The organism is Massilia aerilata (genome assembly GCF_042656905.1).
GTDB classification, from domain to species: Bacteria; Pseudomonadota; Gammaproteobacteria; order Burkholderiales; family Burkholderiaceae_D; genus Telluria; species Telluria aerilata.
Genome location: NZ_JBHSMZ010000006.1, coordinates 25,086 through 51,220 on the forward strand (window position 1 = coordinate 25,086; position 26,135 = coordinate 51,220).

Here is a 26,135-nt window from a genome sequence, read left to right on the forward strand (position 1 = left end):
GGCACGGGGTGCCCGCCCTACTACTAAAAATTCAGCGCGGACGGCCGAGCGCCTGCAGGACCTTCAGCACATCCCCGTGCGCCGCCGCCCAGCCGCTCTGCGCCAGCAGCGGCGCGCACTGCGCGCAGGGCTCGAAGGGATTGCAGGCGTGGTCGATCTCGACATAGCGCGCGCCCGTCACCAGCTTGGCGGCGCGCGCGTCGGTGCGGCCGGAGGCCGGCTCGCCATCCTTGGACAGCCAGCGCTCGAAGGGCTCGAGCGCGACCCCGTTGGGCACGTACCAGCGCTTGCGGGTGGGATTCCAGCGAGCGCCGAGCTCGCGGGCCTGGTCTTTTTCCGCGTACGGAACATTCAGAAACGTCATGCCGCCATCATACCATCCAGGCGCGCCAGGACGGCCTCGAGGTCTTCCAGCCTGTAGGGCTTGGCGACGATCCAGAACGGGAAACCGATGGCGTCGCGGTCCGGGGCGCCGTAGCCGGAGGCGAAGGCCACCCGCAGCGCCGGCTGCGCCTCGACCGCCAGCTGCGCCAGGTCGACGCCGGACTTGCCGGCCAGGTCGATGTCGGTGAACAGCAGGTCGAAGCGGCATTCCTGCAGCAGGCCGGCGGCGGCGTCGAGGGTCGTGGCGCCGCTCACCTCGTGGCCCAGGGCTTCGAACAGGCTGCAGGTCATCTTCATCAGGTCCGGATTGTCTTCCGCCACCAGGATGCGGCGCCGGACCGGTCCGGGCTTCACCGCGCCCGCGGGCGGGGCGGCCGGGATGCCGCGGTTGGCCAGCAGGTGCCGCACCTTGCGCGCCAGCTGGTCGCGGCCGTAGGGCTTGGACAGCAGCTCGACGCCCGGATCGAGGCGGCCGCCGTGCACGATCGCGTTCTGCGTGTAGCCCGAGGTGAACAGCACCGCCAGCCCCGGCAGGTGGGCCTTGGCCTGGCGCGCCAGTTCCGGACTGCGCAGCGGTCCCGGCATCACGACGTCGGTGAACAGCAGGTCGATCGGCATGCCGCTCTGGACGATCACCAGGGCCGCGGTGGCATTGTCCGCCTTCAGCACGCGGTAGCCCAGGCTGCCCAGCATCTCGACCACGGTGCGCTGCACGGCCGGGTCGTCCTCGACCACCAGCACCGTCTCGATGCCGCCTTCGGCCGGGCCGCCGGTCAGGCGGGTCACGCTGGTTTCAAGCTCGAAGCTGCGCGGGAAGTAGAGCTTGACGGTGGTGCCGTGGCCGACTTCGGAGTAGATGCGGAAGTGGCCGCCGGTCTGCTTGACGAAGCCGTAGGCCATCGACAGGCCCAGGCCCGTGCCCACGCCTTCCGGCTTGGTCGTGAAGAAGGGTTCGCAGGCGCGCTCCAGCACCTCTTTGCTCATGCCGCTGCCGGTGTCCGACACCGCGATCAGCACGTACTGGCCGGGCGTGATGTCCGGCTCGGCCGCCACGTAGGAATCGTCGAGCAGCGCATTGCCGATCTCGATGGTCAGGCGGCCGCCGCCCGGCATCGCGTCGCGCGCATTGATGGCCAGGTTCAGGATCACGTTTTCGAGCTGGTTGGGGTCGACCACGGTATTCCACAGGCCGCCGCCGCGCACGGTCTCGATCTGGATGGTCTCGCCCAGCGCGCGCCGCAGCAGGTCGTCCATGTCGCTGACGATGCGGCCCGGGTTCACCACCACCGGCTGCAGCGGCTGGCGCCGCGCGAAGGCCAGCAGCTGCGAGGACAGCTTGCCGCCGCGCTCGACCGCCTGCAGGGCCGTCTCCAGCAGCTGGCGGCTGTCGGCGCCGGAGGTCCGGCGCTGCAGCAGCTCGAGGTTGCCGCCGACCACCTGCAGGATGTTGTTGAAATCGTGCGCCACGCCGCCGGTCAGCTTGCCGATCGCTTCCAGCTTCTGCGAGCGCTGCAGCGCATGCTGGGCCGCCGACAGCTCTTCCGTGCGGGCGCTGACCAGCGACTCCAGTTCCAGCTGGTGCCGCGCCAGCTCGTCCTGGGCCTGTTTCTGTTCCGTCACGTCGCTGCCCTGCACGAAGATGCCGATCACCGCGCCCATCGGATCCAGCACCGGCTGGTAGATGAAGTCCAGGTGACGGGTGGCCGTGGCGCCGTCCGGGCCGCTGCGCAGCTCGACCGGCACGGCGCGCCCGATGAAGGCTTTGCCGGTGCGGTAGACCTCATCCAGCAGGGCCGGGAAACCCTGCGCCTCCACTTCGGGCAAGGCGATGCGGATCGGCTTGCCGATCAGTTCGCGGCCGCCGGTCAGGGTGCGGTAGGCGGCATTCGCCAGCTCGAACACGTGATCGGGGCTGCGCATCACGCAAATGAAGCCGGGCGCCTGTTCGAACAGGCGCTGCAGGTGCATCTTGTCGCCCTGCAGTTCGTTGGCCAGCTTGAGGGCCGAATGCGCTTCGGCCAGGGCCGCGGTGCGCTGCTCGACCATGCGCTCGAGCTCTTCCTGCTTGCGGCGCAGGCTTTCGGCCGCCAGCACGCGCTCGGTGACGTCGTTCCCCTGCGAGAAGATGCCGACCACGGCCCCGCTTTCGTCGACGATGGGCTGGTAGACGAAGTCGATGTAGCGCAGCACCGCCTCGCCGCCGCTGGCCGGGATCACCCCCAGCGGCAGGGCGGTGCCGACGAAGGCCTGGCCGCTGGCGAACACCTGGTCGAGCAGCTCGAAGAACTGCTGGCCTTCCAGCTCCGGCAGCGCCTCGCGCACCGGCTTGCCGATGATGTCCTTGAAGCCGGCCAGGCGGTGGTGGGCGTGGTTCTGCAGCTCGTAGACGTGCTGCGGCCCACGGAAAAAACAGACAAAGCCCGGCGCCTGTTCGAACAGGCGCAGCAGCTCCCGGTAGGGGCGGCTGATCTTTGCCTGTTCGAGGGCGGATTCGGTGGCCAGGGTCGGGGAATGCGGGGCAGTCGGGAGAGGGCTCATGTGAACTGCAAAATGGATAGACCCTCAATGTTACCTTTTTGCAGTCCCCCTCACAACCAGCTGTCGTACTCGCAACACACTCAGCGCTGCATGCCCCAGCGCCGCACCGTCAGGCGTTCGAGCGCGTCGAACACGATGTGCTCGAACAGCAGGCCGATCACGATCACCGTCGCCAGCCCGGCAAAGACCTTGTCGGTGAACAGCTCGTTACGGCTCTGGAAGATGTACCAGCCCAGGCCGCCCTTGCCCGAGGTCGTGCCGAACACCAGCTCGGCCGCGATCAGGGTGCGCCAGGCGAAGGCCCAGCCGATCTTCAGGCCGGACAGGATGGCCGGCAGCGCGGCCGGCACCAGGATCCGGGTGACCATGCGCAGGCCGCCCAGGCCGTAGTTGCGGCCGGCCATGCGCAAGGTGTCCGGCACCGCGCGGAAGCCCGTATAGGCGTTCAGCGCCAGCGGCCACATCACCGAATGCACCAGCACGAACACCAGGCTGCCCTTGCCCAGCCCGAACCACAGCAGGGCCACCGGCAGCAGCGCGATCGCCGGCAGCGGATTGAACATGGCGGTGAGCGTCTCCAGCAGGTCGCGCCCGAGGCGGCTGGACATCGCCAGGGTCGTCAGCAGGAAGGCGCCGAGCACCCCGGCCAGGTAGCCCTGCAGCAGCATGCCCAGCGACACGCCCACGTAGCGCGGCAGCTCGCCGGACGCGATGCCCCCGCCGAAAGCCCTGGCGGTCTGCAGGAAGCCCGGCAGCAGCAGCTCGTTGTCGGCCGCCCGCGCCGCCCACTCCCACAGCGCCGCCAGCGCCAGCAGCAGCAAGCCTTTGCGCAGCCAGCCGGCCTGCAGCAGATGCGCCGGCAGTCCGGCGCCGGCGCTGACGGGCCGCAGCGCGGGGACCGGCAAATGGCGCTGCGGCGGCAGCTCGTATTCGGCGCGGACCACGGGATCGAGCCGCGCGCTCATGAGTGCACCGCCACGGCTGTGCCCGCCCCGGCGTCGCAAGCGCTGCGCTGCAATTCCTCGCCGAACAGCAGGCCATGGATGCGCTGCGCCGCGGCCTGGAACTCCGCGCTGCCGCTGCTTGCGAGGCCGAACTGGTGGCTGTTGACCTCCGCCCGCACGCGGCCTGGATGCGGCGACAGCAGCAGGATGCGGTTGCCGACCACCAGCGCTTCCTCGATCGAGTGCGTCACGAACAGCATCGTGAAGCCGGCCTCCTCCCACAGCGCCTGCAGTTCTTCCTGCATGCGCCGGCGCGTCAGCGCGTCCAGCGCGGCGAAGGGTTCGTCCATCAGCAGGATGTCGGGCTGCATCGCCAGCGCGCGGGCAATCGCGACCCGCGCCTTCATGCCGCCGGACAGGGTGTGCGGATAAGCATCGGCAAAGCGTGACAAGCCGACCTTGTCCAGCCAGTGCAGCGCGCGCGCGCCCGCTTCCTTGCGCTTCGCGCCGCCGGCCAGCAGCGGGAACATCACGTTCTGCTGCACGGTCTTCCACGGCGGCAGCTGGTCGAATTCCTGGAACACGACGATGCGGTCCGGCCCCGGCTTGACGATGCGGCGCCCGCGCAGCAGCAGGCCGCCGGATGCGGGCTGGACGAAGCCGCCGACCGCCTTCAACAGCGTCGACTTGCCGCAGCCCGAAGGCCCGAGCAGGACGAAACGGTCGCCCGCATAGACGTCGAAGCTGACCTGGTGGGTGGCGCGCACGATGCCGGCGCCGGAGGCGTAATCGATGCTGAGGTCCTGGACGCGCAGCAGCGGCGCCGGCAAGGGTTGCTCCTGCGCCGGTGCCTGGAAGGGATAGACGTTCATGCGGCGCCCTCCCCTCAGCTGCCGGCGGCCAGCGCCGGGTGCTCGAAGAAATAGTCGCGCCAGGAGGCGGCTCGGGTCTTGATCGCGCCCGCCTGGTGCAGGAACTGCGCGAGTCCCAGCGTGTTCTGCGGCGCGACCTTGAACTCGATCTGCGGATTCCGGATCACCTTCAGCAGGAAGGCGCGGTCCGTTTTGGCCCTGGTCACGCGCAGGTAGGCGTCGGTCGCCAGCTCCGGGTCCGCCGCGATCAGCTGCGCCGCCTCGTTCAGCGCGTCGACGAAGGCGCGGTAGGTTTTGGGGTTCTCCTTGACCCACTTCTCGGTGGCGTACAGCACGGTCGAGGAACTCGGGCCGCCCAGCACGTCGTAGGAATTGAGGACGATGTGGGCCTTCGGATTCCCCGCCAGTTCCTGGTCCTGGAAAGGCGGGTTGCCGAAGTGGCTGTTCAGCTCCGTCTGGCCGGCGATCACGGCGGCGGTGGCGTCCGGATGCGGCACCGATTGCGTCAGGCGGTCCAGGCGCGTGTACTGCGCCGTGCCCCATTTTTTTGCAGCGGCCATCTGCAGGATGCGCGCCTGCACCGACACCGTCACCGCCGGCAGCGCGATGCGGTCGGCGTCGCTGAAGTCGGCGATGGTCCTGACCTTCGGGTTGGTGCTGACCAGGTAGTAGGGGAAGTTGCCGAGCGAGGCGATGCCCCTGACGTTCTGGCGCCCGCGGGTGCGGTCCCAGATGGTGAGCAAGGGCCCGACGCCGGCGCCGGCCACGTCGATGGCGCCGGACAGCAGCGCGTCGTTGACGGCGTTCCCGCCGGACAGCTGCACGACATCGACCTTGACCGGCACGCCCTGGAGTTTGGCGTGCTTCTCGATCAGCTTCTGGTCTTCGGCCACATTCAATAACAGGTAGACCAGGCCGAATTGCTGGGCGATGCGCAGCTGGCCCTCGGCGCGAGCCGGGGCGGCGAAGGCGGTGGCGGTGGCGAGGGCCAGCGCGGACAGGCCGGCGGCGAATTTCTGGAACGGGATGCGCATGGTGGTCTTCTTCTCTTCAAGGTGTTCAGAACGGGACGTCGCCTTCGATCGTGGTGCGGTACAGCTTGCGGCGCTGGTCTTCGGGACAGCCGGCCGCCAGGTGCATCAGCGAGCGGTTATCCCAGAACACCATGTCCTGCGGCTGCCATCGGTGCCGGTAGATGTGCTCCGGGCGGGTGCTGTGCGCGAACAGCGCGTCGAGCAGCGCGCGGCTTTCATCTGCCGGCAGGCCGACGATGCGGGTCGTGAAGTGCTCGCTGACGAACAGCGCCTTGCGTCCGGTCTCCGGGTGGGTGCGCACCACCGGATGCACGACCGGTTTGACTTCGCCGATCTGGGCCTGGGTCAGGGCCGGACGCCAGGGATAACGCTTGCGGAGGTCTTCGTAGCGGGCCAGGTAGCTGTGCTCGGCCTTCAGGCCTGCGACGGCGCGCCGCAGCTCCGCGGGCAGCTGCTCCCAGGCCGTGTGCTGGTTGGCGAACAGGGTGTCGCCGCCTTCCGCCGGCAGTTCCTGGGCATGCAGCATGGAGCCGAGGCTGGGGGTCGCTTTGTACGAGAGGTCGGAATGCCAGAAGTGGCCGGCGTCGCCCAGCCCGATCGGCTGGCCGTTCTCGCGGATGTTCGAGATGACCAGCACTTCCGGGTCGGAGGCCAGCTGGAACTGGCGCAGCACGTGTATCTGCAAGGGCCCGAAGCGGCGGCTGAAGGCCACCTGCTGGCCGGGCGTGATGTTCTGGTCGCGGAATACCAGCACGTGGTAATCCAGGTGGGCACGGTGCAGGCGCGCGAAGTCCTCGTCAAGCAAGGGCTGGGACAGGTCGAGCCCCAGCACTTCCGCGCCCAGCGGGGCGTCGAAGGGCTTGATGGCGAAGTGCTGGCGGGTCTGTACGAGTTGTTCGAGGACGGCGGACATGGGATCTTCCGGATGAGTCGAGATGCGTCCAGCTTATGCCCGCACCGCTGGATCGCCAACGAAGCATTTCGAGGAAGCTCATGCGGATTCCGCCGCCAGTCATGCGACATCCTGTTCAGTATTTTGCTAAGGTGACAAGCGCCTACCGCGTCCGCGTATGGACGCTCACACTAGAAAGGAAGCATCATGCATGCGCAAAACCACCCATCCCGATTCAGCATCACATCGGCGATATTCGATGTGCTCGACCCGATACCGTTTGGTTTCTTCGTCGGCGCGCTCATCTTCGACATCCTGTACTCGAACACCTTCACCGTGCTGTGGGTGAAGGCCGCGGCCTGGCTGATCAGCATCGGACTGGTGTTCGCCATCATTCCCCAGCTTATCAACCTCGGCCGCACCTGGTTCGGCAAGGCGCGCGTACGTACGCGCAACCTGGCCCTGAACTTCTGGCTCCAGGTGATCGCGATCGTGGCGGCCCTGTTCAACGCCTTCGTGCACAGCCGCGACGCCTACGCCACCATGCCCGCCGGCGTGTGGCTGTCCATCGTCACGGTGCTGGCGATGGTGATCGGCAGGATCGTCCTGGCCGCGGACACCGTTACTTACAAGGAGGTCCGCCATGGACAAGCGTAATCGCAAACTGCCGCTGGCGCTGGGCGTGGCGGCCGCACTGTCGCTGCTTCTTTCCGCCTGCGGCGAAAAGGCCCAGATGAACATCTCCCAGCAGGTCGGCGGCAATCCGTCCATGCCCAAGCCGCAGGACTTCCTGGTGCCGCCGATGCAGGTGCCCGATGGCGTCGGCTGGAAGGGCGACGCCAGGCCGCAGGTGGTCGCCGGCCTGCAGATCGAAAAGATCGCGTCCGGCCTCAAGCACCCGCGCCAGCTGCTGGTGCTGCCGAACGGGGACGTGCTGGTGGTGGAAGCCAACGGCCCCGGCGAGGAAGCCGTCACGACGCCGAAGCAGGTGATCGCCGGGAAGGTCAAGAACCAGTCCGGCAAGGGCGGCAAGGGCGGCAACAGCGTGACTCTGCTGCGCAGGAAGCCCGGCGGCAGCGGCGAGTGGGACAAGTACGTGTATATCGAAAAGCTGCACTCCCCGTTCGGCATCCAGCTTGTCGGCGACACCCTGTACATCGCGAACACCGGCAACATCATGAAATACCGCTACACGCCGGGTGAAACCAAGATGTCCGACCCCGGCGTCGAGCTGGGCGACCTGCCGAGCACCGTCAACCACCACTGGACCAAGGCGCTGCTGGCCAGCCCCGACGGCAAGCACCTGTATGTGGGCAGCGGCTCGAACAGCAACATCACGGAAAACGGCATGGAAGTGGAATACCGCCGCGCCGCCGTGCTCGAGGTCGACGCCGCGACCGGCGCCAGCCGCGTCTTCGCTTCGGGCATCCGCAATCCGACCGGCCTGGGATGGGAGCCGCAGTCCGGCAAGCTGTGGGCCATCGCCAACGAACGCGACGAGATCGGCGCCGACCTGGTCCCGGACTATCTGACCTCGGTGCAGGAAAAAGGCTTCTATGGCTGGCCTTACAGCTATTACGGCCAGCACGTCGACCGCCGCGTCCAGCCGCAGCGCCCGGACCTGGTGGCGAAGGCCATCAAGCCGGATTACGCTCTCGGCTCCCACGTCGCCGCGCTGGGCCTGCTGTTCTACACCGGGAACGGCCTGCCGCAGTACAAGGGCGGCGCCTTCGTCGCCGAGCATGGCAGCTGGGACCGCACGCCGCTCTCGGGCTACCAGGTGGTCTACGTGCCCTTCGCCAACGGCATGCCCAGCGGCCCCGCCCAGCCGGTCGTGACCGGCTTCCACTCGGCCGACGAGAAGCAGCTGTTCGGCGCGCCGGTCGGCATGGCGCAGGATGCGGATGGGGCGCTGCTGATTGCCGACGACGTGGGCAATGTGGTCTGGCGCGTCACCAGGAAGTAAGCTAGGGTGGGGTGATTGATGCCGGGGGCATCAATCACCTGCCCACGCATCAGGTTCGCGTCACATGGGCGCCGCACGCGGGCACGGTGTGCCCGCCCTACCGTTTCGCGAGCTTCACCACATCGCCATCGGCCAGCCCGTCCGGCGGGCTGTCGATGATGCGGTCGGCCTTGGTGACGCCCTCTCCCAGCTCGATCACGTTGCCGAAGTCGCGCGCGATCGTCACCTTCCTGATCCGCACCTTGTTGGCGGCATCCAGCACCGCCACCTGGGCGCCGTTGCGGCCCATGATCAGCGCGCCGGGCGGGATCGCCACCGCATTGCCTGCGCTCGCCGCCTGCTCGAAAGCGACGGTGGCGAAGGCGCCCGGCACCAGCTCGGCCTTGGGATTCTCGACCGCCAGCTGGACCAGCATGGTGCCCGATCCCGCATTGATGGCCTGGGCCAGCGACTGCACCCTGGCCTGGTAAGTCACGCCCGGGCGCTCCGGCACCGACACGCGGGCCAGGCTGCCCGGATGGATCTGCGCCACCTGGCGCTGCGGCACCTGCACGTAGACGCGCAGGCGGCGCAGGTCGGACACCACGAACAATTCGCTGCCGGCGGCGCCGCCGGAACCCGCGTTGACCAGCGCACCGACGTCGGTGTTGCGCGCCGTGACGACGCCGTCGAAAGGCGCGCTCAGCTGGGTATAGCGTTTCAGCGCCTGCTGGCGCTCGACGCTGGCCTGCAGCGCCGCCACGCTGGACTGCTTGGCGATGTAGTCGCCCTGCTTCTCGTCCGCTTCCTGTTTCGACACCGCGTTCTGCGCCACCAGCGACTGCCAGCGCCTGGCCGTACTCTCGGCCAGCGCCAGGTTGCTGCGCGCGACCGCCAGCTGGGCCTGGGCCTGGCGCAGGTCCTGGTCCAGGTCCGGGGTCTCGATCGTGGCCAGCACCTGCCCGGCTTTCACGGGCGCGCCGATGTCGACGCGCCAGGACTTCAGGTAACCGGACACGCGCGCATAGATCGGCGCGCGCGACCAGGCTTCGATGCGGGCCGGCAGTTCCATCGGCGCGCCCGCCATGTCCTTCATGGCGACCAGGCTCACCGTCGGCACCGCCCGTTCCGCGGCCGCTTCCTTGAGCTGCTGGGCCTGGAAATGGCGGGTGGCGAGGCCGCCGATCACCACGGCGGCGGCCACCGCCAGCGCGATCGCGCCGATCACCAGCGGACGTTTGTTCGTAGATTTAGCTTGCATGAGCGGGAACTCCGGATTGGGGTGGCAGGCCTGCATCCGGCGCGCGCAGCTTGCGGCGGCCGTGGACCAGGCTGAAAACGACGGGAACGAAGACCAGGGTGGCGATGGTCGAGAACACCAGGCCGCCGATCACGGCGCGGCCCAGCGGCGCGTTCTGCTCGCCGCCCTCGCCCAGGCCCAGGGCCATCGGCAGCATGCCGATCACCATGGCCAGGGCGGTCATCAGCACCGGGCGGAAGCGCACGAAGCCCGCCTCCAGCGCGGCCGCCGCGGCGTCGCCCAGTTCTTCGAGACGCTCGCGCGCGAAGCTGATCACCAGCACGCTGTTGGCGGTGGCCACGCCCATGCACATGATGGCGCCGGTCAGCGCCGGCACCGACAAGCTGGTGTGGGTCGCGAACAGCATCCAGACGATGCCGGCCAGCGCCGCCGGCAGCGCCGAGACGATCACCGCCGGGTCGGTCCAGGACTGGAAATTGACCACGATGAGCAGGTAGATCAGGCCGACCGCGCCCAGCAGGCCGAACAGCAGGCCCGAGAAGGCACGCTCCATGGTGCGCACCTGGCCCAGCATCTCGACCGTCGCGCCCTTGGGCAGGTCGGCCTTCGTTTCGTCGAGCACCTTCCGGATGTCGGCGGCGACGGCGCCGAGGTCGCGGTCCTGGGTGGTGGCGTGGATCTGCACCATGGGCGTGACGTCGTACTGGCTCACCAGGGCGCTGCCGTTGCCGCGTTCGAAGCGCGCGATCCCGCCCAGGGTGGCGGCGTTGGCGTTGGCGCCGTTGCCCACCGGGAGATTCGCCAGCGCCGACAGCGAGTCGAGCTGCACCTCGGGCGTCTGCATCACGATCGGATAAGTGACGCCGGTGGCCGGGTTCAGCCAGTAGGTCGGCGCCACCTGGCTGGAACCGGCCAGGTTCACCACCATGCTGTTGGTGACGTCGCGCGTGGTCAGGCCGAGCAGCTGGGCCTGGGTACGGTCGACCTCGACCTTGAACAGCGGCGCGCGGTTCGACTGCTGGATGCGGGCGTCGGCCACGCCGGGAATCGCGCGGATGCGCTTCAGGAGCTGGTTGGCGTAGCCGAAATTGGCGTCGATGTTCCGGCCGCGCACCTGCACGTCGATCGGCGCCGGCGAGCCGAAATTCAGGATCTGGCTGACGATGTCGGCCGGCGGGAAGGAAAAGGCGGTGTCCGGGAATTCGCGCGGCAGCACCTCGCGCAGCTTGCGCACGTAGTCGGCGGTCGGCGCGTGGTCCTCTTTCAATGCGATCTGGAAGTCGCCGTCCTGGGTGCCGATGGTGCCGGTGTTGTTGTAGGTGAGGTTGATGCTGGACGCGGGCTTGCCGATGTTGTCCACCATCGTCACGATTTCCTTGCCCGGGATGACGCGGCGGATCGCCTCTTCGATCTTCGCGAAGCGCTTGGCCGTCTCTTCGACGCGGGTGCCGATCGGAGCCCGGGCATGCAGCAGCACCTGGCCCGAATCGACGGCCGGGAAGAAGTTACTGCCCAGGAAAGGCAGCAGCAGGAAGGACAGCGCCACCACCGCGATGAAGCCGGTCAGGAAGGGTCGGCGGCGCCGGATCGCATGCTGCAGGATGCCGTGGTAGCGGTGGCGCAGGCCTTCGAAGCGGGACTCGAAGCCGCGCTGGAAGCGCTGGAATGCGTTGGTCGGCTTGTGCGCGTGCTCCTCGCGTGGGTCGTGGGCGCGGAGCAGCCAGTTGGCCATGGTCGGCACCAGGGTGCGCGACAGGATGAAGGAGCAGACCAGCGCGAAGATCACCGCCTTCGCCATCGGCACGAACAGGAAGCGCGCCACGCCATCGAGGAAGAACATCGGGATGAACACGATGCAGATGCACAGCAGCGACACCAGCGCCGGCGCCACGATCTGCTGGGCGCCGTCCAGGATCGCCGGCTCCACCGCCTTGCCCTGCTCCAGGTGCCAGTTGATGTTCTCGATGGTGACGGTGGCGTCGTCGACCAGGATGCCGACCGCCAGCGCCAGGCCGCCCAGGGTCATCAGGTTCAGCGTTTCGCCGCTCGCGGCCAGCGCGATGATGGAGCCGAGGATGGACAGCGGGATCGAGACCGCGATGATCACGGTCGAGCGCCAGCTCCCCAGGAACAGCAGGATCATGACGCTGGTGAGGGCCGCCGCGATGGCGCCCTCGGTGGCCACGCCCTTGATCGCGGCGCGCACGAACACCGACTGGTCGTTGATCGGCACCACCTTCAGCGCGTCCGGCAGGCTGGGCGCCAGCTGCCGCAGCTTGGCGCGCACGCCGTCGACGATCGCCAGCGTGGACGCCGAGCCGTTCTTCAGGATCGACATCAGCACCGAACGGCCGCCGTCGACGTGGACGATGTTGGTCTGGGGGGCATTGCCGTCGTGGACGTCGGCGACGTCGCCCAGGTAAATGGTGGCGCCGCCGGCGACCTTGACCGGCAGGCGCGCCAGGTCCTCGATCGCGGACGGCGCGTTGTTCAGCTGGATCGTGTATTCGAGCGCGTCGATCTTCTGGCTGCCGACCGGGGTCAGCACGTTCTGCGCCGCCAGCGCGTTGGCGATGTCCTGGGCCGACAGGCCGCGCGCCTGCAGGGCGTCGGGCTTGACGTCGACCTGCACCTGGCGCTGCTTGCCGCCGTAAGGGAGCGGGATCGCGGCGCCCGGCACCGTCACCAGCGGCGTGCGGATGGTGTTCAGGCCGAGGTCGAACAGCTGCTGCTCCGACAGCCCCTTGCCGGACAGGGCCAGCTGCAGGATGGGCACGGTGGCCGCGTTGTAGTTGATGATCAGCGGCGGCGTGATCCCGGCTGGCATCTGGCGCGCGGCCGATTGCGAGATCGCCGTCACCTGGGCGTTGGCCACCGCGATGTCGACGCCCGGCTGGAAAAAGATCTTCACGACGCTGATGCCGGCGTAGGTGTTGGCCTCGATGTGCTCGATGTCGTTGACGGTGGTGGTCAGCGAGCGCTGGAACAGGGTCGAGACCCGTCCCGCCATCTGGTCCGGCGGCAGGCCCGTGTACTGCCAGGCGACCGCGATCACGGGCATTTTGATGTCGGGGAAGATGTCGGTGGGCGTGCGCATCGCGGCCAGCGGGCCGATGATGAGCAGGGTGAGCGCCAGCACGACGAAGGTGTAGGGTCGGCGCAGCGCGACGCGGACAAGGCCAAGCAGCATTGAATACTCCGGACAAGGGCAAACCAGCGGGCCAGACGGGCGCCAAACAGCCGCCATCTTCCTGTAATGACAGCCCAACTGCCGTGAAGCCGTGGTGCAAACCCGATAATATGCGCGAAAACCAGAGGGCTGGCTAGGGCTGCGGGCCACAAACGCCAATGAATTCCACGCATGAATACGCTGCGGGGCGCCTTTGTCAATACGATGCCCCGGCGATGCCGTCGCGCGCCGCGCCGCCGCGTCACAATCGTATTGAAAGTCTGGCGGAACGGGGTGTCTGCGCGGCTGTGCTATCGTCCCCTGCATCGTATTCGCCAGGAGGAAGACAGGATGAACCGATTCAGGGATAAGACCGTACTCGTCACGGGCGCCGCTTCCGGCATCGGCCTGGCAAGCGCCCGCCGCTTCCTCGACGAAGGCGCCCGTGTCGTCATGCTCGACATCGATGAAGCCAGCCTCGAAAAAGCCGCCGCCGGACTGCCGCAGGACCGCGTGCTGGTGCAAATCGGCGATACCGCCGACAAGCAAACGGCAGATGCAGCCGTCAAGGCGGCCGTCGACCGCTTCGGCGGCCTGCATGTCCTGATCAACAATGCCGGCGTCGCCACCGAGGGCGACATCATGCAGACCAGCGAAGAAGACTTCGCGCACGTCATGGCCGTCAACGTGGGCGGCTACTTCCACATGGCCAAGGCGGCGATGCCCGAACTGGTGAAAGTCCGGGGTTGCATCGTCATGACCTCATCCGTCTCGGGACTCGGCGGCGACTGGAATACCTTCGCCTACAACACCTCGAAGGGCGCGGTCAGCAACATGGTGCGCGCGATGGCGCTGGACGCGGGCAAGGACGGCGTGCGGGTGAATGCGGTCAATCCCAGCTTCACGAAAACCGGCATGACCGAGGACATGCTGAAGGATAAGGAGCTGGTCGCCAAGTTCAAGGAACGCATGCCGCTCTGCTCGCCCGAGGATCCCGAAGGCGTCGCCGCGGCGATCGCATTCCTCGCGAGCGAGGATGCGCGCCTGATCACCGGCGTGAATTTGCCCGTGGATGCGGGTGTGACGGCCTCGAACGGGCAGCCGCCGATGTGAGACCCCGGCGGCTCATCGATGAAGCCTCTTCAAGCCTCGCCGTCGACGATCACCCGGTCCCGCCCGCCGCGCTTGGCCGCATACAAAGCCTTGTCGGCGGCTTCGATCAGGGTCTTCGCCTCCTCCAGCCGCCCCTTCTCCATGCTGGCCACGCCGATGCTGAGCGTCACGTACGGACGCACGGCGGTCGGCGCATGCGGCAGGTTCAGCGAAGCCACGTAATCGCGGATGCTTTCCGCCAGCTGGCGGGCCTGGGCCGCGTCGGTGTCCGGCAGGATCGCGGCGAACTCCTCCCCGCCGTAGCGCGCGGCGACGTCGGCCGGGCGCTTCAGGCGCGAAGCCAGCGCCTGCGCCACCGAGGACAGGCAGCTGTCGCCGGCCTGGTGGCCGAAGTGGTCGTTATAGGCCTTGAAGGAGTCGATGTCGGTCAGCAGCAGCGACAGCGAACCGCCGAGGCGCTGGGCGCGCCGCAGCTCGCGGTCGAGGGCGACGTCAAAGTAGCGGCGGTTGGCGATGCCGGTCAGGCCATCGACGTAGGAACGGGCGCGCAGCGATTCCGCATGGTCGAGCAGGCGCTTCTCGCGCTCGACGGTATTGCTCACGTCGCGGATCTCGACCAGGCAATAGGTCTCGCCGTCCTCGCGGAAGGGCGAGACCGTCACCGCCTGCTCGATCAAGGGGCCGTCGAAGCTGCCGGCGGCGCGCAGCGGGAATGGGCTGCGCTGCTCGGACTGGGGGATCGCGGTCGTGATGTCTTCCGCCAGTGCGGCCAGGACCGCCGCCTCCACGCGCGAGCCGCGCAGCTCGGGAAAGACCTCGAACAGCGGCCGTCCCATGACGCGGGCGGCGGCGCGGCCGCAGCGCGGCGTCAGCCAGCTGTTCCACAAGACGATGTGCCGGCCGGCGTCGAGCACGATGACGCCGCCATTGACGAGGTTCAGGACGCGCGAGGCAATGGCCTCTTGATTGGAAGTGATCACTTGGCAGTTCGGTAAGGAATCGACTGCCGGATCATACCGGAACTCAGCCGTGCAGAACAGCTCGCAGGGTACGTGAAAGATCCTCGGCCGAATACTTGGCGACGTAGGCGTCGGCGCCGACTTTCTTGACGTGCTCTTCATTGGTCGTGCCCGACAGCGAAGAGTGGATCACCACCGGCAGGCTGGCGAAACGCTGGTGCGTCTTGATCTTGCGGGTCAGCGTGAAACCGTCCATCTCCGGCATCTCGAGGTCGGTCAGCACCGCGGCGATGCGGTCCTGCACGGTCTTGCCCTCGGCTTCGGCGGCGGCGGCGATGGCGTTCAGCTGTTCCCAGCATTCCTTGCCGCTCTTGGTCATGATGAAAGGCAGGCCCATGGCGTCCAGGCCCTGCTCGATCAGGGCGCGCGCCACCACCGAATCGTCGGCCGCCAGCACCACGGAGCCGGGCTTGACGACGATCCTGCTGCCGACCGCCTGCTGCACCGCGCGCGCGTCCTTTTCGTCGGGCGGGCTGAGGTCGCGCAGGATGGTTTCCACGTCCAGCACCTGGGCCAGGCGGGCCGGCTGGCCTTCGCTCGGCTCGAGGCGGGCGATACTGGTCACCATGCCGCTGCCGGCGCTATGCTCCGACGACATCACCTGGCTCCAGTCCAGGCGCACGATCTCCTCCACGCTCTCGACCGCGAAGGCCTGGGTGGTGCGGGCGAATTCCGTGACCAGCATGATGTTCAGGCCGGTGACCGGCTTGACGCCGGCGATGCCAGGCAGGTCCAGCACCTGGATGATCTGGCCGCGCAGGTTGACCACGCCCAGCACGTGCTTCGGCGAGCCGGCGATCGCGGTGATCTCCGGCATCGCCACGATCTCGCGGATCTTGAACACGTTGATGCCGAACAGCTCGCTATGCTGGCCCTTGTCGTCGCCGCCGAGGCGGAAAAGCAAAAGCTCGAATTTATTGGTGCCGGTAAGGTTGCTGCGCTCGTCGACTTCCTGCTGAACCGATTTCATGTCTCATCCCGAAAAGTAGTGATTCCCCCGGGAAACGATTCTAGTGGCGAAGCTGCCGCCTGTGTCAGTACATGGCAAACTCTTGCTCAATTTCATCAGTTCCTGTTCCAAAAAACCACGGATTCTCACAAACATCCGGCCTGCCGCGCGCTCCCGTCGTTCCCGCGCAGGCGGGAACCCAAGTTTGTGCGCGTTATCGAGGTGCGGGCAAAACTTGGATCCCCGCCTTCGCGGGGATGACGGTTAAACATCGGCGGCGGCGAACGTCATTGGCCAATCGACAAGGCCAGGGTTTCTTTTACTTCTTCCATCACCACATACGACTTGGACTGCGCCGAATCCGCCAGATGCAGGATCTCTCCCAGCAGGCGCCGGTATTCGGACATCTCGGGAATCCGCGCCTTGATCAGGTAGTCGAAATCGCCCGACACCAGGTGGCATTCCATCACCTCGGGAATGCCGAGCATGGCGCGGCGGAAGCGCTCGAAGGCTTTTTCGGACTTCTGCAGCAGGGTGATCTCGACGAAGACCAGGATCTGCAGCCCCATCGCCTGCGGATTGACCCGCGCATAGTAGCCGGCGATCACGCCGTCGCGCTCCATGCGCTTGACGCGTTCGATGCAGGGCGTCAGCGACAGGCCGACCCGCTCGGCCAGGTCCTTCATCACGATGCGGCCGTCGCCTTGCAGGATGGACAAGATGTGGAGGTCGATCTTGTCGAGCACCCGGTTCGATTCTTTTTGAACGCGCATGAAGTTTCACCAAATCTGGAAGTAAATATAGGAACTAATTTGCCTATATCAGATATACGATAGCAATCTTTTCCGATTCATCCAATCTATTTTTCGAGAGCATTATGCGAGTCATCGTACTGGGAAGCGGTGTGGTCGGCGTGTCGACCGCGTATTACCTGGCCAAGGCCGGCCACGAAGTCACCGTGATCGACCGCCAGCCGGGCGCGGCGCTGGAAACCAGCTTCGCCAACGCCGGCCAGATCTCCCCCGGCTACGCCTCGCCCTGGGCCGCACCCGGCATCCCGATGAAGGCCTTCAAGTGGCTGTTCCAGCGCCACGCGCCACTGGCGATCCGCCCGGACGGCTCGCTGTTCCAGCTGCAGTGGATGTGGGAGATGTTCAAAAACTGCGACGCCGGCCGCTATGCGGTCAACAAGGAACGCATGGTGCGCCTGGCCGAGTATAGCCGCGACTGCATCCGTGAACTGCGCAGCGAGACCGGCATCGACTACGAAGGCCGCCAGCAAGGCACCCTGCAGTTGTTCCGCACCCAGGCCCAGTTCGACGGCGCCGCCAAGGACATCGAGATCCTGCGCCAGGCCGGCGTGCCCTTCGAAGTGCTGAACCGCGAGCAGCTGGCCGGCGCCGAGCCGGCCCTCGCCAATGTGCGCGACAAGCTGGTCGGCGGCCTGCGCCTGCCGAACGACGAAACCGGCGACTGCCAGATGTTCACCACTAGGCTGGCCGCGATGGCAGCAAGCATCGGCGTGCGCTTCGAATATGGCGTCGACATCCGCGCCATCGAATCGCAGGGCGACCAGATCACCGGTGTCCGCACCGACAAGGGGGTCTTCACCGCCGACCGCTACGTGGTGGCGCTGGGCAGCTACTCGCGCCTGCTGATGAGGCAGTTCTTCCGCGTCCCGGTGTACCCGCTGAAGGGCTACTCGATCACGGTGCCGATCACCGACGCCGCCCAGGCCCCGGTCTCGACCATCCTCGACGAGACCTACAAGATCGCCATCACCCGCTTCGAAAACCGCATCCGCGTCGGCGGCATGGCGGAAATCGCCGGCTACAGCAAGGCGCTCAACCCGCGCCGCCGCGAGACCCTGGAGATGGTCGTGACCGACCTGTTCCCGGGCGGCGGCGACGTGTCGAAGGCCAGCTTCTGGACCGGCCTGCGCCCGATGACGCCGGACTCGACCCCGATCGTCGGCGCGACCCCGCTGCGCAACCTGTTCCTGAATACCGGTCACGGCACCCTTGGCTGGACCATGGCCTGCGGTTCGGCCAGCGTGATCGCGGATCTGGTGAGCGGCAAGGTCCCGGCCATCCACACCGACGACCTGGCGATCTTCCGCTACGCCGGCCAGCGCCCGTCCGCACCGCGCGCCGAATTCGCGAAGGCCTGATGGTGGCGGATGTCTTTGGAGTCGATGCGGCCCGCGCCGGGTCGCTGCTGACGGTCGACCTGGACGCGGTGCGTTCGAACTGGCGCCTGCTGCGCGACACCGGCGCGGGCGCCGCCTGCGCCGCCGTGATGAAGGCCGACGCCTATGGTCTCGGCATGTCCGTGGTGGCGCCGGCGCTGGCCAGCGAAGGCTGCCGCGTGTTCTTCACCGCCCACCTGGACGAAGGCATGCGCCTGCGGCCGATGCTGCCCGAGGATGCGGCCATCTACGTGCTGCATGGCCCGCCGCCCGGCGGCGCCGCCGATTTCGTCGAACACGGGCTGCTTCCCGTCCTGAACGATCCTTCCCAGATTGCCGAGTGGCGCGCCTTGTGCCGCAAGCTGCAGCGCCGCCTGCCGGCCGCGCTGCAGTTCGATACCGGCATGTCGCGCATGGGCCTGGCCCCGGCCGACGCCGAGCGGCTGCTGGCCGATCCGGCCTGGAAAGACGAGCTGCAGCCGGTGCTGGTGATGAGCCACCTGGCCTGCGCCGACGAGCCCGCGCACGCGATGAACCAGGTTCAGCGCGAGCGCTTCGCCGCCCTGCGCGCGCGCCTTGCCGGCATCCCGGGCAGCCTGGCGAATTCCTCGGCGGTGTTCCTGGGCCCGGGCTTCCACCACGATCTGCTGCGTCCCGGCGCCGCGCTGTACGGCATCAATCCGCAGCCGGGTTCACCGAACCCGCTGCGCCAGGCGGTCGGCCTGCGGGCGCGCATCGTGCAATCGCGGCAGGTGGCGACCGGCGACATCGTCGGCTATGGGGCGCACTTCGTGGCCGACGGGCCGCGTCGGATCGCGACCATCGGAATCGGCTATGCGGATGGGTGGCTGCGCTCGCTGTCCGGGCGTGGCCATGCTTTCATCGATGGGCAGCGCGTGCCGTTTGCCGGAAATGTGTCGATGGATAGCATCACGCTGGATGTGACCGGAATTCCCGAAACGCGGGTGCAGCCGGGTTGCGAAGTGGAGCTGCTGGGGGCACACCAGACCGTTGATGATGTGGCGCGCGAGGCGGGGACGATCGGGTATGAGGTGTTGACGCGGCTGGGCAGCCGTTTCCACCGCGAGTACCGCTAAGCTCAAAACCGTCATCCCCGCGCAGGCGGGGATCCAAGTGCTGTCGGCGTCCCGTCAACGCATACAAACTTGGGGGGCTAATGCCGGGGGCCCTAGCCCGCCTTCGCGGGAACGACGTCAGAAGAGGTCTCCCTGCGGACTGGTCAAACGCGCAAAACTGTCATCCACGAACGGCAAAATCGCATCCGCCACCGGTTCCAGCTGCTTGCTCAAATAGTGCTCATAGTCGATGGGCGAGCCGCTCCCGGCCTCGCGCACGTCGAGCGGTTCGGGGCCGGCAGTCGTCATGACATAGCGGATCCAGCCACGATTCCGGTATTGCGGCGGCCGGCCCTGCCGCACATGGTATTCGTCGGCAATGCGCGCCGCGCGCACATGCGGCGGCACGTTCTTTTCGTACTCGTCCAGCGCGCGCCGTAGCCGCTTGCGGTAGACCAGCTGCCCTTCCAGCTCTCCGTTCAGGGTGCGCGCCACATAGTCGCGCACATAGTCTTCGTAGGGCTGCTCCTTGAAGATGCGCTCGTACAGGCCCTGCTGGAATGCCTGGGCCAGCGGCGTCCAGTCGGTGCGCACCGTTTCCAGGCCCTTGTAGACCATCTCGTCGCCGCCGTCGGCGCCGGTGGCCATGCCGGCGTAGCGCTTCTTGCTGCCTTCGTCGGAGCCGCGCACCGTCGGCATCAGGAAGCGCCGGAAGTGCACGTCGTATTCCAGCTCCAGCGCGCTTTCTAGCCCCAGTTCGTCCCGCAGCGTCGTGCGCCACCAGGCGTTCACGTGGTCCACCAGTTCCCGGCCGATGCGGCGCGCGTCCTCGTCCGCATGCGGCTTGCCCAGCCAGACGAAGGTCGAGTCGGTGTCGCCGTAGATCACCTGGTAGCCGCGCTCCTCGATCAGCTCGCGCGTGCGGTGCATGATGCGGTGGCCGCGCATCGTGATCGACGAGGCCAGGCGCGGGTCGAAGAAGCGGCAGGCCGGCGTGCCGAGCACCCCGTAGAAGGCGTTCATGATGATCTTCAGCGCCTGCGACAGCGGCGCGTTCTTCTCGCGCTTGGCCGCTTCCCTGCCCGCCCACACGCGCGTGACGATGCCGGGCAGGCAGTGTTTGCTGCGCGAGAAGCGGCCGCCGCGGAAGCCCGGCACCGTGTCTTCCTCGGGCTCGGCCAGGCCCGCCACCAGGCCGACCGGGTCGATCAGGAAGGTGCGGATAATCGACGGGTACAGGCTTTTGTAGTCGAGCACCAGCACCGAATCGTAGAGGCCGGAGCGCGAATCCATGACGAAGCCGCCGGGGCTGTCCTCGGCCGCGACGTCGCCGATATTCGGCGCGACGAAGCCCTGGCGGTGCATCAGCGGGATGTACGAATGCTCGAAGGCCGCCACCGAACCCCCGCTGCGGTCGGCCGAGAGGCCCGTCACGCTGGCGCGCTCCAGCAGGAAGGCCATCAGGTTGGTCTTCTCGAAGATGCGCGTGACCAGCTCGCAATCCTTCAGGTTGTAACGGGCCAGCATCGGCTTGTCCTCGGCGAACATGCGGTCGATCTCGGCCATGCGGTCGTAGGGATTGCCGATCTCCTTGCCCTCGCCCAGCAGGGTCTGCGACACCGACTCCAGGCTGAACGAGGGGAAGCTCCAGGTGGCCGAGCGCAGCGCCTCGATGCCGTCGATGACCAGGCGGCCGGCGATGCCGCCGAAATAGAACTCGCCGCCGGCGCGCTCGCGCCACTCCATCGGACTGCCGTCGCGGCCCAGGCGCAGCGGGCGCCCCATCTGCTCGGCGTGCTTCTGCAGCACGCGCAGGTCGAAGCCGATCACGCTCCAGCCGATGATGGCGTCCGGGTCGTGGCGCACGAACCATTCTTCGATCCGGTCCAGCAGCGCCAAGCGGGTGTCGCAGTATTCGTAGTCGAAATCGACGATGCCGGCGTCGCCGTTCGGCGGCCCCAGCATGTAGACCTGGCGCTGGCCGCAGCCTTCCAGCGCGATCGAACGCAGCTCGCCCTGGAAGGTGGTCTCGATGTCCAGCGAGACCGTGCGGATGGCCGGACGGTAGTCGCCGTCGGGTTTCAGCTGGCCGTCCAGCAGCAGCTGCGTATCCCTGGCGTCCGGCGTTCCCGCAAACAGCACAGGCGCGGTGATGAAGCGCTCCATCAGGTAGCGCTCGGGCGGGCGCACGTCGGCCTCGTAGACGTCCACGCCCTGCTGGCGCAGCTTCTTCTCGAGCGCCAGCAGCTTGCGGTACTGGCGGCAGTACAGGCCCAGCACCGGGCGATGCTGGAAATCGGACAGGCCCAGTTCGCGCAATTCGGCGCCCTTCTCGCCGCGCAGCACGAATTCCACGGCTTCGCGCTGTTCAGCCGGAATGAAGGCCACCGCACTCTGGCCGCCCACGCGCACGCGGCGCGGACCGTGTTCGGTGGCGAGCCAGAACTCCAGCTCGACGCCGGTATCGAGATCGCGCCAATGGCGGGTCAGCAGGAAGCCGCGCGGATGAACGTCGGGGTCGGCCAGCTCGCTCATGGCGCGAAGGAGACGCTGTCGCCGCGGTAGCGCGCCAGTTCGGCCTCGCTGAAACCGGCGCGGCGGCGCGCTTCCAGGTTGAACGGGCCTTTCAGGACCGGCGCCTTGTAGTGCAGCGCCAACGCCTCATAGGTGGCGATCGGCTCCAGGCCGCGTTCCCGGCACAGGCCCAGGTACCAGCGGTTGCCGATCTCGACGTGGCCGACTTCGTCGCGCAGGATGATGTCGAGGATTTCCGCCGCCGCCAGGTCGCCGGCCTGGGCCAGCTTGGCGCGCAGCGGCGGGATCGCATCCAGCCCGCGCGCCTCCAGCGTGCGCGGCACCAGAGCCATGCGCGCGAGGATGTCGCCGCGGGTTTTTTCGACCATCTCCCACAGGCTGTCGTGGCCGGCAAAATCGCCGTAGGCGTGGCCCAGCGTGCCCAGATGCGCGTCCAGCAGCGAGAAGTGATACGCCTCTTCCTTCGCCACCCGCAGCCAGTCCGCGTAGTAGGCCGGCGGCATGCCGGGGAAGCGCCAGACGGCGTCCAGCGCCAGGTTGATGGCGTTGAATTCGATATGGGCCAGGGCGTGGACCAGCATCGCGCGGCCCTCGGGCGTGGCCATGGAGCGGCGCCCGACCAGGCGCGGCGGCACCAGTTCGGGCTTGCCGGGGCGGCCGGGGATGGCGCCGGCGGGTTCGAAGCTGGCGGCGGGATCGGCGGCCAGGCTGCCGTCGGCATGCGCCCGCGCCAGGGCCGCGACGCCCTCGCATTTTGTGTGCGGGTCCGTTTGCAGCAGGTGGATCAGTGCGCCTGCGCGCAGCTCGAGCGGAGCGGACATCGTGAATGAGGTGGTGCGTAAAAGGCGCAGTGTACCAAATCCAGACTACCGGCCGCTCGGAGGCCTGCAATCAGCGCACGGCCTCGGGCTGGGGAAGAACGGCCTGCGCGGCGGCTTCGGGCGGCTGGACCGCGCGCGCTTCCTTGCGCTTGAGCGCATAGCGGTTCAGGCCCGCCATGTGCACCCGGCACAGGTAGTCTTCCCAGTCGATTGCACGGGCGTCGACCGGGTACAGCGCGCGCGACGCATCATCGAAGCGCCGGGCCAGCGCCAGCAGCCCATCGTTATGGAAGCGGTAGCGCGGCCGGGCGTAGAAGGAAAAGGTGATCGCCAGCAGGCGCGTGGTGCGCAGCTTTTCCATGGCGGGCGTCTCGCCCGGCCGGCCCGCCAGGCGGCGCAGGCCGCTCCAGGCCATCGCCCCCAGCGCCACGCCGGCCATCGCCAGCCGGAAGCGGACATTGCCGACCACGCGGAAGCGGTGCTTCGGCTCCTTGTGGAACAGCTTGTCGTACTGCCGCCAGTTTCGCTGCGCCTCGCCCTGCAGCAGGCGGATCAGTTCTCCGACCAGGATCGGCTGGCTCGAACCGCTGCAGCTCTGGTAGATGCGGTGCCCGGCCGGCGCCTGGATCGCTTCGGCGGCCGCCATCAGGATGCCGTTGGCGACCAGGTCGGCCGGGATCACGTCGATGATGCCTTCCGGCCGCGCCGGGAAGAAGCTGGTGCGGCCGCGCGCATAGGCCAGGATCACCGCGTCGGCCACCTTCACGCCTTCGAGCCAGCCGGGCACGGGGCCCTGCAGCGTGCTTTCGATGATGGCCGGGCGCACGATGCTCATGGCGCGGCCCTGCATGCCCTGCACGGCCAGTTGCTCGCCCATCCACTTGGTAAAGGTATAGGTGTCGTTCCAGCCGTGGCGGTTGGCTTCGCGGATGCCGAGCGCGGTCAGGGCCGCCTCCAGCCGCTCGCGGTCGCGGGTCCGCTCGCGCACGCGGGCGATGCGGCGCTGCAGGCCTGCGACCAGCGCCTCGATATCGTACTGGCCGTTCTTGCGGCGCGGGATGGCCGTGCGGCCGGCCGGTTCGGCCAGTCGCTCGAAGATGTCGCCGCGCCGGTAGCCGTGCACGTAGCAGGTCGAAACCTGCACCAGCGGCGCACTGGCCGCGCGCGCCAGCGCCGTCAGGTGGTGCAGGCTGAGGGTGTTGATGGCCAGGGCCTGGTCGAGCGGCTCGCGGAAGTTGACGCTGGCCGCCGCATTGATCACCAGGTCGGTGCGCGCCGCCAGTGCATGGAAGCCGCCGGGGTCCAGGCCGAAATGCGGCTCGGTCACTTCGCCCGTCACGCATTCGACGCGCTCGGCGAAAAAGCGCTCCAGCCAGGGGCCGCGCTCGGCGCGCAGCGTGTCGAAGATGGAAGACGTGGCGACCTGGCGCCGGAAGCGTTCATGGGCGTCGCCGTCCCTTCCGCCGCGGACCAGCAGGATCACCGCTTCGATGTCGGGCACGCTGCGGACCAGTTTTTCGAGCACGACCTTGGCCAGGAAGCCGGTGGCGCCGGTCAGCAGGATACGCTTGCCGGACAGGGCGGCCGTGACGCTCAGTTGAGTAGTCATGATTGCTCAGATGATTCGAGTAAGGCGGAACATGGCCGTCATCGCCAGCGCCGGCATGGCGCTGCGGTGGCAGCAATAGGTCTTTTCGATGCGGCCCTGGAAGCGCGACTTGGCGAATTCCAGGCCCTTGAAGTTGTACAGGAAATCCATGCGCTCGCGGATCACCGACATGGTGGCGCGCAGCAGCCGCGACTCCTGTGGCTCGACCCCGCCATCCGTCTGCAGCGGCACCAGGCCGAGATCGACGTAGGGCACGCCCTCTTCCCTGAACACGTCCAGCGCATGCGCCATCAGCGCGTACCACAGGCCCTGGCGGAAGTTGGCGGAGGAACGCGAGATGTTCGGCACATAGCCCGCCAGGCGGCCGTCTTTATAAATGGGGTCGAAGAAGATGAAGCCGACCGCTGCGCCCTTGCAGTTGAATGCATAGAAGTAGCGCGTGCCTTCCCGATAGTCGATCAGCATCGGCCGGATCAGGAAACGGATCTCGTTGTTCTTGCAGCGCCGGGTGCGGATCCAGGCCTCCGAGATGCGCTTGACGTCGTGGTCGAAGCCGCCCTCGCGGATTTCGATGCCCTGGGCGCGGGCGCCATTGACGGCGGTGCGGATGATCTGCTTGCGCGCGCCGCGCAGGCTCCAGTCGGCCAGCCCGATCTTGGCCTCGCTGCCGAACTGGGTGCCGTAGTAGCCGTGGCGGCCGTGCAGGTGATCCACCACCGCCTTGCCGACCTGGACGAACAGGGCGCGCGGGAAGCGCTCGAGGAAGCGGTCCAGCATTTCCTCGCGCTGCCCGGGCGCGCACACCGGATCGCCCAGTGCGAACTGCATGCCCCAATGCTGGGCGTAGGCGATGTAGCCGATGCCGGGCAGCTCGAAATAGGCCATGTCCGGCTGCATGGTCGAAAAGGACATCGGATGGCTGCCGTACTGTTTCAGCCAGGCGACGCGGCGTGCGAGGTCGGCGTGGGCAAGCGCGTCGGCCTGCGTGGCGGCCGGCCGCGCGAGTGCGATGGCGGTGTCGGTCATGAAGTCTCCGCTAGGGTTGCAAGCGGCCTGCCGTCCGGCCGCGGCTTGCGGCGGGTCGGCGGGCCTTCAGGCTCGGGAATACTCGGAAAAGCCGGCCTCAGGCCGGTTTCTCGCCCAGCACGGACCAGTAACAGTTCAGCAGCAGCAGCTTGTAGTGCTTCTGCTCGTGGATGCGCAGTCCCAGCTTTTTCATCCACTCCGGGTAGTTGTAGATGTTGTGGAAGGCGTTCCCGGCGAACAGCCAGAAGAAGCCGACCGCGCCATACCAGTACAGGGTCTTCACCAGGCGGCTCAGGACGTTCCCGGTCGGGAAGGAGAAATCGCCGACCACCACCCGGGCGCCCGGCTTGCCGAGGCGGATCAGGTGCTGCAGCACCCTGACCATCATGTCTTCATGGAAGACGTTGAGGAAGAAGTTGGCGACGACCATGTCGTAGCGTTCTTCCTCCTCCACCTTCATGATGTCGCTGTGGACCTGGCGGATGTTCAGCGCCACGCCCTCCTTCACCAGGTTGGCCTGGAATTTCTTCAGCATGGTCTCGGACAGGTCGACCACCGTCACCTCGGCGCCGCGCTGGGCGGCATACACGGCATCCCGGCCGTGCCCGACGCCGGCGAACAGCACCTTGTCGCCGGGCTGCAGGCGGTCGAGCATGGCGATCTTGCACTTGTGAATGGACTTGCCGCTGTAGAAGGCGCTCAGCCAGTCGTAGATCGGCCCTACCAGCTTGTATTTGTCTCTCACGCTATGCCTCCCTTA

21 protein-coding genes are annotated in these 26,135 nt (G+C 67.5%); 5 read left to right on the plus strand and 16 right to left on the minus strand.

Annotation, left to right across the window (positions count from 1 at the left end):
* Positions 1 to 31: 31 nt before the first annotated feature.
* The 6 genes from ACFPO9_RS09335 to ACFPO9_RS09360 all read right to left on the minus strand — a co-directional run bounded on the left by ACFPO9_RS09335 (position 32) and on the right by ACFPO9_RS09360 (position 6,685).
* Positions 32 to 364, minus strand: coding sequence for a DUF5710 domain-containing protein (locus ACFPO9_RS09335; protein WP_379769812.1), 333 nt, complete (start codon positions 362 to 364; stop codon positions 32 to 34).
* Complete coding sequence (locus ACFPO9_RS09340) at positions 361 to 2,922, minus strand: hybrid sensor histidine kinase/response regulator (protein WP_379769814.1); 2,562 nt, start codon at positions 2,920 to 2,922, stop codon at positions 361 to 363. The genes ACFPO9_RS09335 and ACFPO9_RS09340 overlap by 4 nt, the downstream gene beginning before the upstream one ends.
* A gap of 80 nt (positions 2,923 to 3,002) precedes the next feature.
* Complete coding sequence (locus ACFPO9_RS09345; RefSeq protein ID WP_379769816.1) at positions 3,003 to 3,887, minus strand: ABC transporter permease; 885 nt, start codon at positions 3,885 to 3,887, stop codon at positions 3,003 to 3,005.
* A complete protein-coding gene (locus ACFPO9_RS09350) occupies positions 3,884 to 4,738 on the minus strand; it encodes an ABC transporter ATP-binding protein (protein WP_379769818.1) in 855 nt (284 codons plus the stop codon). The genes ACFPO9_RS09345 and ACFPO9_RS09350 overlap by 4 nt, the downstream gene beginning before the upstream one ends.
* Before the next feature lie 14 nt (positions 4,739 to 4,752).
* Complete coding sequence (locus tag ACFPO9_RS09355; RefSeq protein ID WP_379769820.1) at positions 4,753 to 5,772, minus strand: ABC transporter substrate-binding protein; 1,020 nt, start codon at positions 5,770 to 5,772, stop codon at positions 4,753 to 4,755.
* A gap of 25 nt (positions 5,773 to 5,797) precedes the next feature.
* Complete coding sequence (locus ACFPO9_RS09360) at positions 5,798 to 6,685, minus strand: TauD/TfdA dioxygenase family protein (RefSeq protein ID WP_379769823.1); 888 nt, start codon at positions 6,683 to 6,685, stop codon at positions 5,798 to 5,800.
* 186 nt (positions 6,686 to 6,871) lie between these two features.
* Between ACFPO9_RS09360 and ACFPO9_RS09365 the strand changes: the two genes are divergently transcribed.
* A complete protein-coding gene (locus tag ACFPO9_RS09365) occupies positions 6,872 to 7,321 on the plus strand; it encodes a hypothetical protein (protein ID WP_379769825.1) in 450 nt (149 codons plus the stop codon).
* Positions 7,308 to 8,630: a PQQ-dependent sugar dehydrogenase gene (locus tag ACFPO9_RS09370; RefSeq protein WP_379769827.1), complete on the plus strand. Its 1,323-nt coding sequence runs from the start codon at positions 7,308 to 7,310 to the stop codon at positions 8,628 to 8,630. The genes ACFPO9_RS09365 and ACFPO9_RS09370 overlap by 14 nt, the downstream gene beginning before the upstream one ends.
* Before the next feature lie 97 nt (positions 8,631 to 8,727).
* Here the strand turns inward: ACFPO9_RS09370 and ACFPO9_RS09375 are convergent, their stop codons facing one another.
* Both ACFPO9_RS09375 and ACFPO9_RS09380 read right to left on the minus strand, forming a co-directional pair.
* Positions 8,728 to 9,870, minus strand: a complete 1,143-nt coding sequence (locus ACFPO9_RS09375) for an efflux RND transporter periplasmic adaptor subunit (RefSeq protein WP_379769829.1) — start codon at positions 9,868 to 9,870, stop codon at positions 8,728 to 8,730.
* The gene (locus tag ACFPO9_RS09380) at positions 9,860 to 13,057 is read right to left on the minus strand and encodes an efflux RND transporter permease subunit (RefSeq protein WP_379770996.1); all 3,198 of its coding nucleotides are present in this window, start codon (positions 13,055 to 13,057) and stop codon (positions 9,860 to 9,862) included. Before ACFPO9_RS09380 ends, ACFPO9_RS09375 begins: the two co-directional genes overlap by 11 nt.
* Positions 13,058 to 13,390: 333 nt before the next feature.
* Between ACFPO9_RS09380 and budC the strand changes: the two genes are divergently transcribed.
* Positions 13,391 to 14,152 (plus strand): meso-2,3-butanediol dehydrogenase, encoded by a 762-nt coding sequence (gene budC / locus ACFPO9_RS09385; RefSeq protein WP_379769831.1) that lies wholly within the window; start codon positions 13,391 to 13,393, stop codon positions 14,150 to 14,152.
* 29 nt (positions 14,153 to 14,181) lie between these two features.
* Here budC and ACFPO9_RS09390 read toward each other — a convergent pair whose 3' ends face one another.
* The 3 genes from ACFPO9_RS09390 to ACFPO9_RS09400 all read right to left on the minus strand — a co-directional run bounded on the left by ACFPO9_RS09390 (position 14,182) and on the right by ACFPO9_RS09400 (position 16,893).
* Complete coding sequence (locus ACFPO9_RS09390) at positions 14,182 to 15,132, minus strand: diguanylate cyclase (RefSeq protein WP_379769834.1); 951 nt, start codon at positions 15,130 to 15,132, stop codon at positions 14,182 to 14,184.
* 43 nt (positions 15,133 to 15,175) lie between these two features.
* Positions 15,176 to 16,141, minus strand: a complete 966-nt coding sequence (locus ACFPO9_RS09395) for a chemotaxis protein (protein WP_379769836.1) — start codon at positions 16,139 to 16,141, stop codon at positions 15,176 to 15,178.
* Between the two features lie 266 nt (positions 16,142 to 16,407).
* Positions 16,408 to 16,893, minus strand: a complete 486-nt coding sequence (locus ACFPO9_RS09400) for a winged helix-turn-helix transcriptional regulator (protein WP_379769838.1) — start codon at positions 16,891 to 16,893, stop codon at positions 16,408 to 16,410.
* A 104-nt stretch (positions 16,894 to 16,997) separates the two neighbouring features.
* On the opposite strand from ACFPO9_RS09400, the gene ACFPO9_RS09405 reads away from it, so the two are divergent.
* The gene (locus ACFPO9_RS09405) at positions 16,998 to 18,290 is read left to right on the plus strand and encodes a D-amino acid dehydrogenase (RefSeq protein WP_379769840.1); all 1,293 of its coding nucleotides are present in this window, start codon (positions 16,998 to 17,000) and stop codon (positions 18,288 to 18,290) included.
* The gene (alr, locus tag ACFPO9_RS09410) at positions 18,290 to 19,405 is read left to right on the plus strand and encodes an alanine racemase (RefSeq protein WP_379769842.1); all 1,116 of its coding nucleotides are present in this window, start codon (positions 18,290 to 18,292) and stop codon (positions 19,403 to 19,405) included. Before ACFPO9_RS09405 ends, alr begins: the two co-directional genes overlap by 1 nt.
* Positions 19,406 to 19,522: 117 nt before the next feature.
* On the opposite strand, the gene ACFPO9_RS09415 is transcribed toward alr, so the two are convergent.
* The 5 genes from ACFPO9_RS09415 to ACFPO9_RS09435 form a co-directional block, all read right to left on the minus strand.
* Positions 19,523 to 21,919 (minus strand): DNA polymerase II, encoded by a 2,397-nt coding sequence (locus ACFPO9_RS09415; protein ID WP_379769844.1) that lies wholly within the window; start codon positions 21,917 to 21,919, stop codon positions 19,523 to 19,525.
* Entirely contained in the window at positions 21,916 to 22,740 is an 825-nt protein-coding gene (locus tag ACFPO9_RS09420; RefSeq protein WP_379769846.1) for a ferritin-like domain-containing protein, read from the minus strand. Before ACFPO9_RS09420 ends, ACFPO9_RS09415 begins: the two co-directional genes overlap by 4 nt.
* Positions 22,741 to 22,810: 70 nt before the next feature.
* Complete coding sequence (locus ACFPO9_RS09425) at positions 22,811 to 24,349, minus strand: fatty acyl-CoA reductase (protein WP_379769849.1); 1,539 nt, start codon at positions 24,347 to 24,349, stop codon at positions 22,811 to 22,813.
* A 6-nt stretch (positions 24,350 to 24,355) separates the two neighbouring features.
* Positions 24,356 to 25,375, minus strand: a complete 1,020-nt coding sequence (locus ACFPO9_RS09430) for a DUF2156 domain-containing protein (RefSeq protein ID WP_379769851.1) — start codon at positions 25,373 to 25,375, stop codon at positions 24,356 to 24,358.
* A 97-nt stretch (positions 25,376 to 25,472) separates the two neighbouring features.
* Entirely contained in the window at positions 25,473 to 26,120 is a 648-nt protein-coding gene (locus tag ACFPO9_RS09435) for a class I SAM-dependent methyltransferase (RefSeq protein WP_379769852.1), read from the minus strand.
* Between the last annotated feature and the right edge of the window lie 15 nt (positions 26,121 to 26,135).

Coding starts and splice junctions, on each gene's coding strand:
- ACFPO9_RS09425 (WP_379769849.1), bottom strand. CDS start 24,349: ATGACTACTCAACTGAGCGTCACGGCCGCCCTGTCCGGCAAGCGTATC.
- ACFPO9_RS09365 (WP_379769825.1), top strand. CDS start 6,872: ATGCATGCGCAAAACCACCCATCCCGATTCAGCATCACATCGGCGATA.
- ACFPO9_RS09340 (WP_379769814.1), bottom strand. CDS start 2,922: ATGAGCCCTCTCCCGACTGCCCCGCATTCCCCGACCCTGGCCACCGAA.
- alr (WP_379769842.1), top strand. CDS start 18,290: ATGGTGGCGGATGTCTTTGGAGTCGATGCGGCCCGCGCCGGGTCGCTG.
- ACFPO9_RS09395 (WP_379769836.1), bottom strand. CDS start 16,141: ATGAAATCGGTTCAGCAGGAAGTCGACGAGCGCAGCAACCTTACCGGC.
- ACFPO9_RS09350 (WP_379769818.1), bottom strand. CDS start 4,738: ATGAACGTCTATCCCTTCCAGGCACCGGCGCAGGAGCAACCCTTGCCG.
- ACFPO9_RS09345 (WP_379769816.1), bottom strand. CDS start 3,887: ATGAGCGCGCGGCTCGATCCCGTGGTCCGCGCCGAATACGAGCTGCCG.
- ACFPO9_RS09360 (WP_379769823.1), bottom strand. CDS start 6,685: ATGTCCGCCGTCCTCGAACAACTCGTACAGACCCGCCAGCACTTCGCC.
- ACFPO9_RS09405 (WP_379769840.1), top strand. CDS start 16,998: ATGCGAGTCATCGTACTGGGAAGCGGTGTGGTCGGCGTGTCGACCGCG.
- budC (WP_379769831.1), top strand. CDS start 13,391: ATGAACCGATTCAGGGATAAGACCGTACTCGTCACGGGCGCCGCTTCC.
- ACFPO9_RS09430 (WP_379769851.1), bottom strand. CDS start 25,375: ATGACCGACACCGCCATCGCACTCGCGCGGCCGGCCGCCACGCAGGCC.
- ACFPO9_RS09400 (WP_379769838.1), bottom strand. CDS start 16,893: ATGCGCGTTCAAAAAGAATCGAACCGGGTGCTCGACAAGATCGACCTC.
- ACFPO9_RS09335 (WP_379769812.1), bottom strand. CDS start 364: ATGACGTTTCTGAATGTTCCGTACGCGGAAAAAGACCAGGCCCGCGAG.
- ACFPO9_RS09370 (WP_379769827.1), top strand. CDS start 7,308: ATGGACAAGCGTAATCGCAAACTGCCGCTGGCGCTGGGCGTGGCGGCC.
- ACFPO9_RS09415 (WP_379769844.1), bottom strand. CDS start 21,919: ATGAGCGAGCTGGCCGACCCCGACGTTCATCCGCGCGGCTTCCTGCTG.
- ACFPO9_RS09355 (WP_379769820.1), bottom strand. CDS start 5,772: ATGCGCATCCCGTTCCAGAAATTCGCCGCCGGCCTGTCCGCGCTGGCC.
- ACFPO9_RS09420 (WP_379769846.1), bottom strand. CDS start 22,740: ATGTCCGCTCCGCTCGAGCTGCGCGCAGGCGCACTGATCCACCTGCTG.
- ACFPO9_RS09375 (WP_379769829.1), bottom strand. CDS start 9,870: ATGCAAGCTAAATCTACGAACAAACGTCCGCTGGTGATCGGCGCGATC.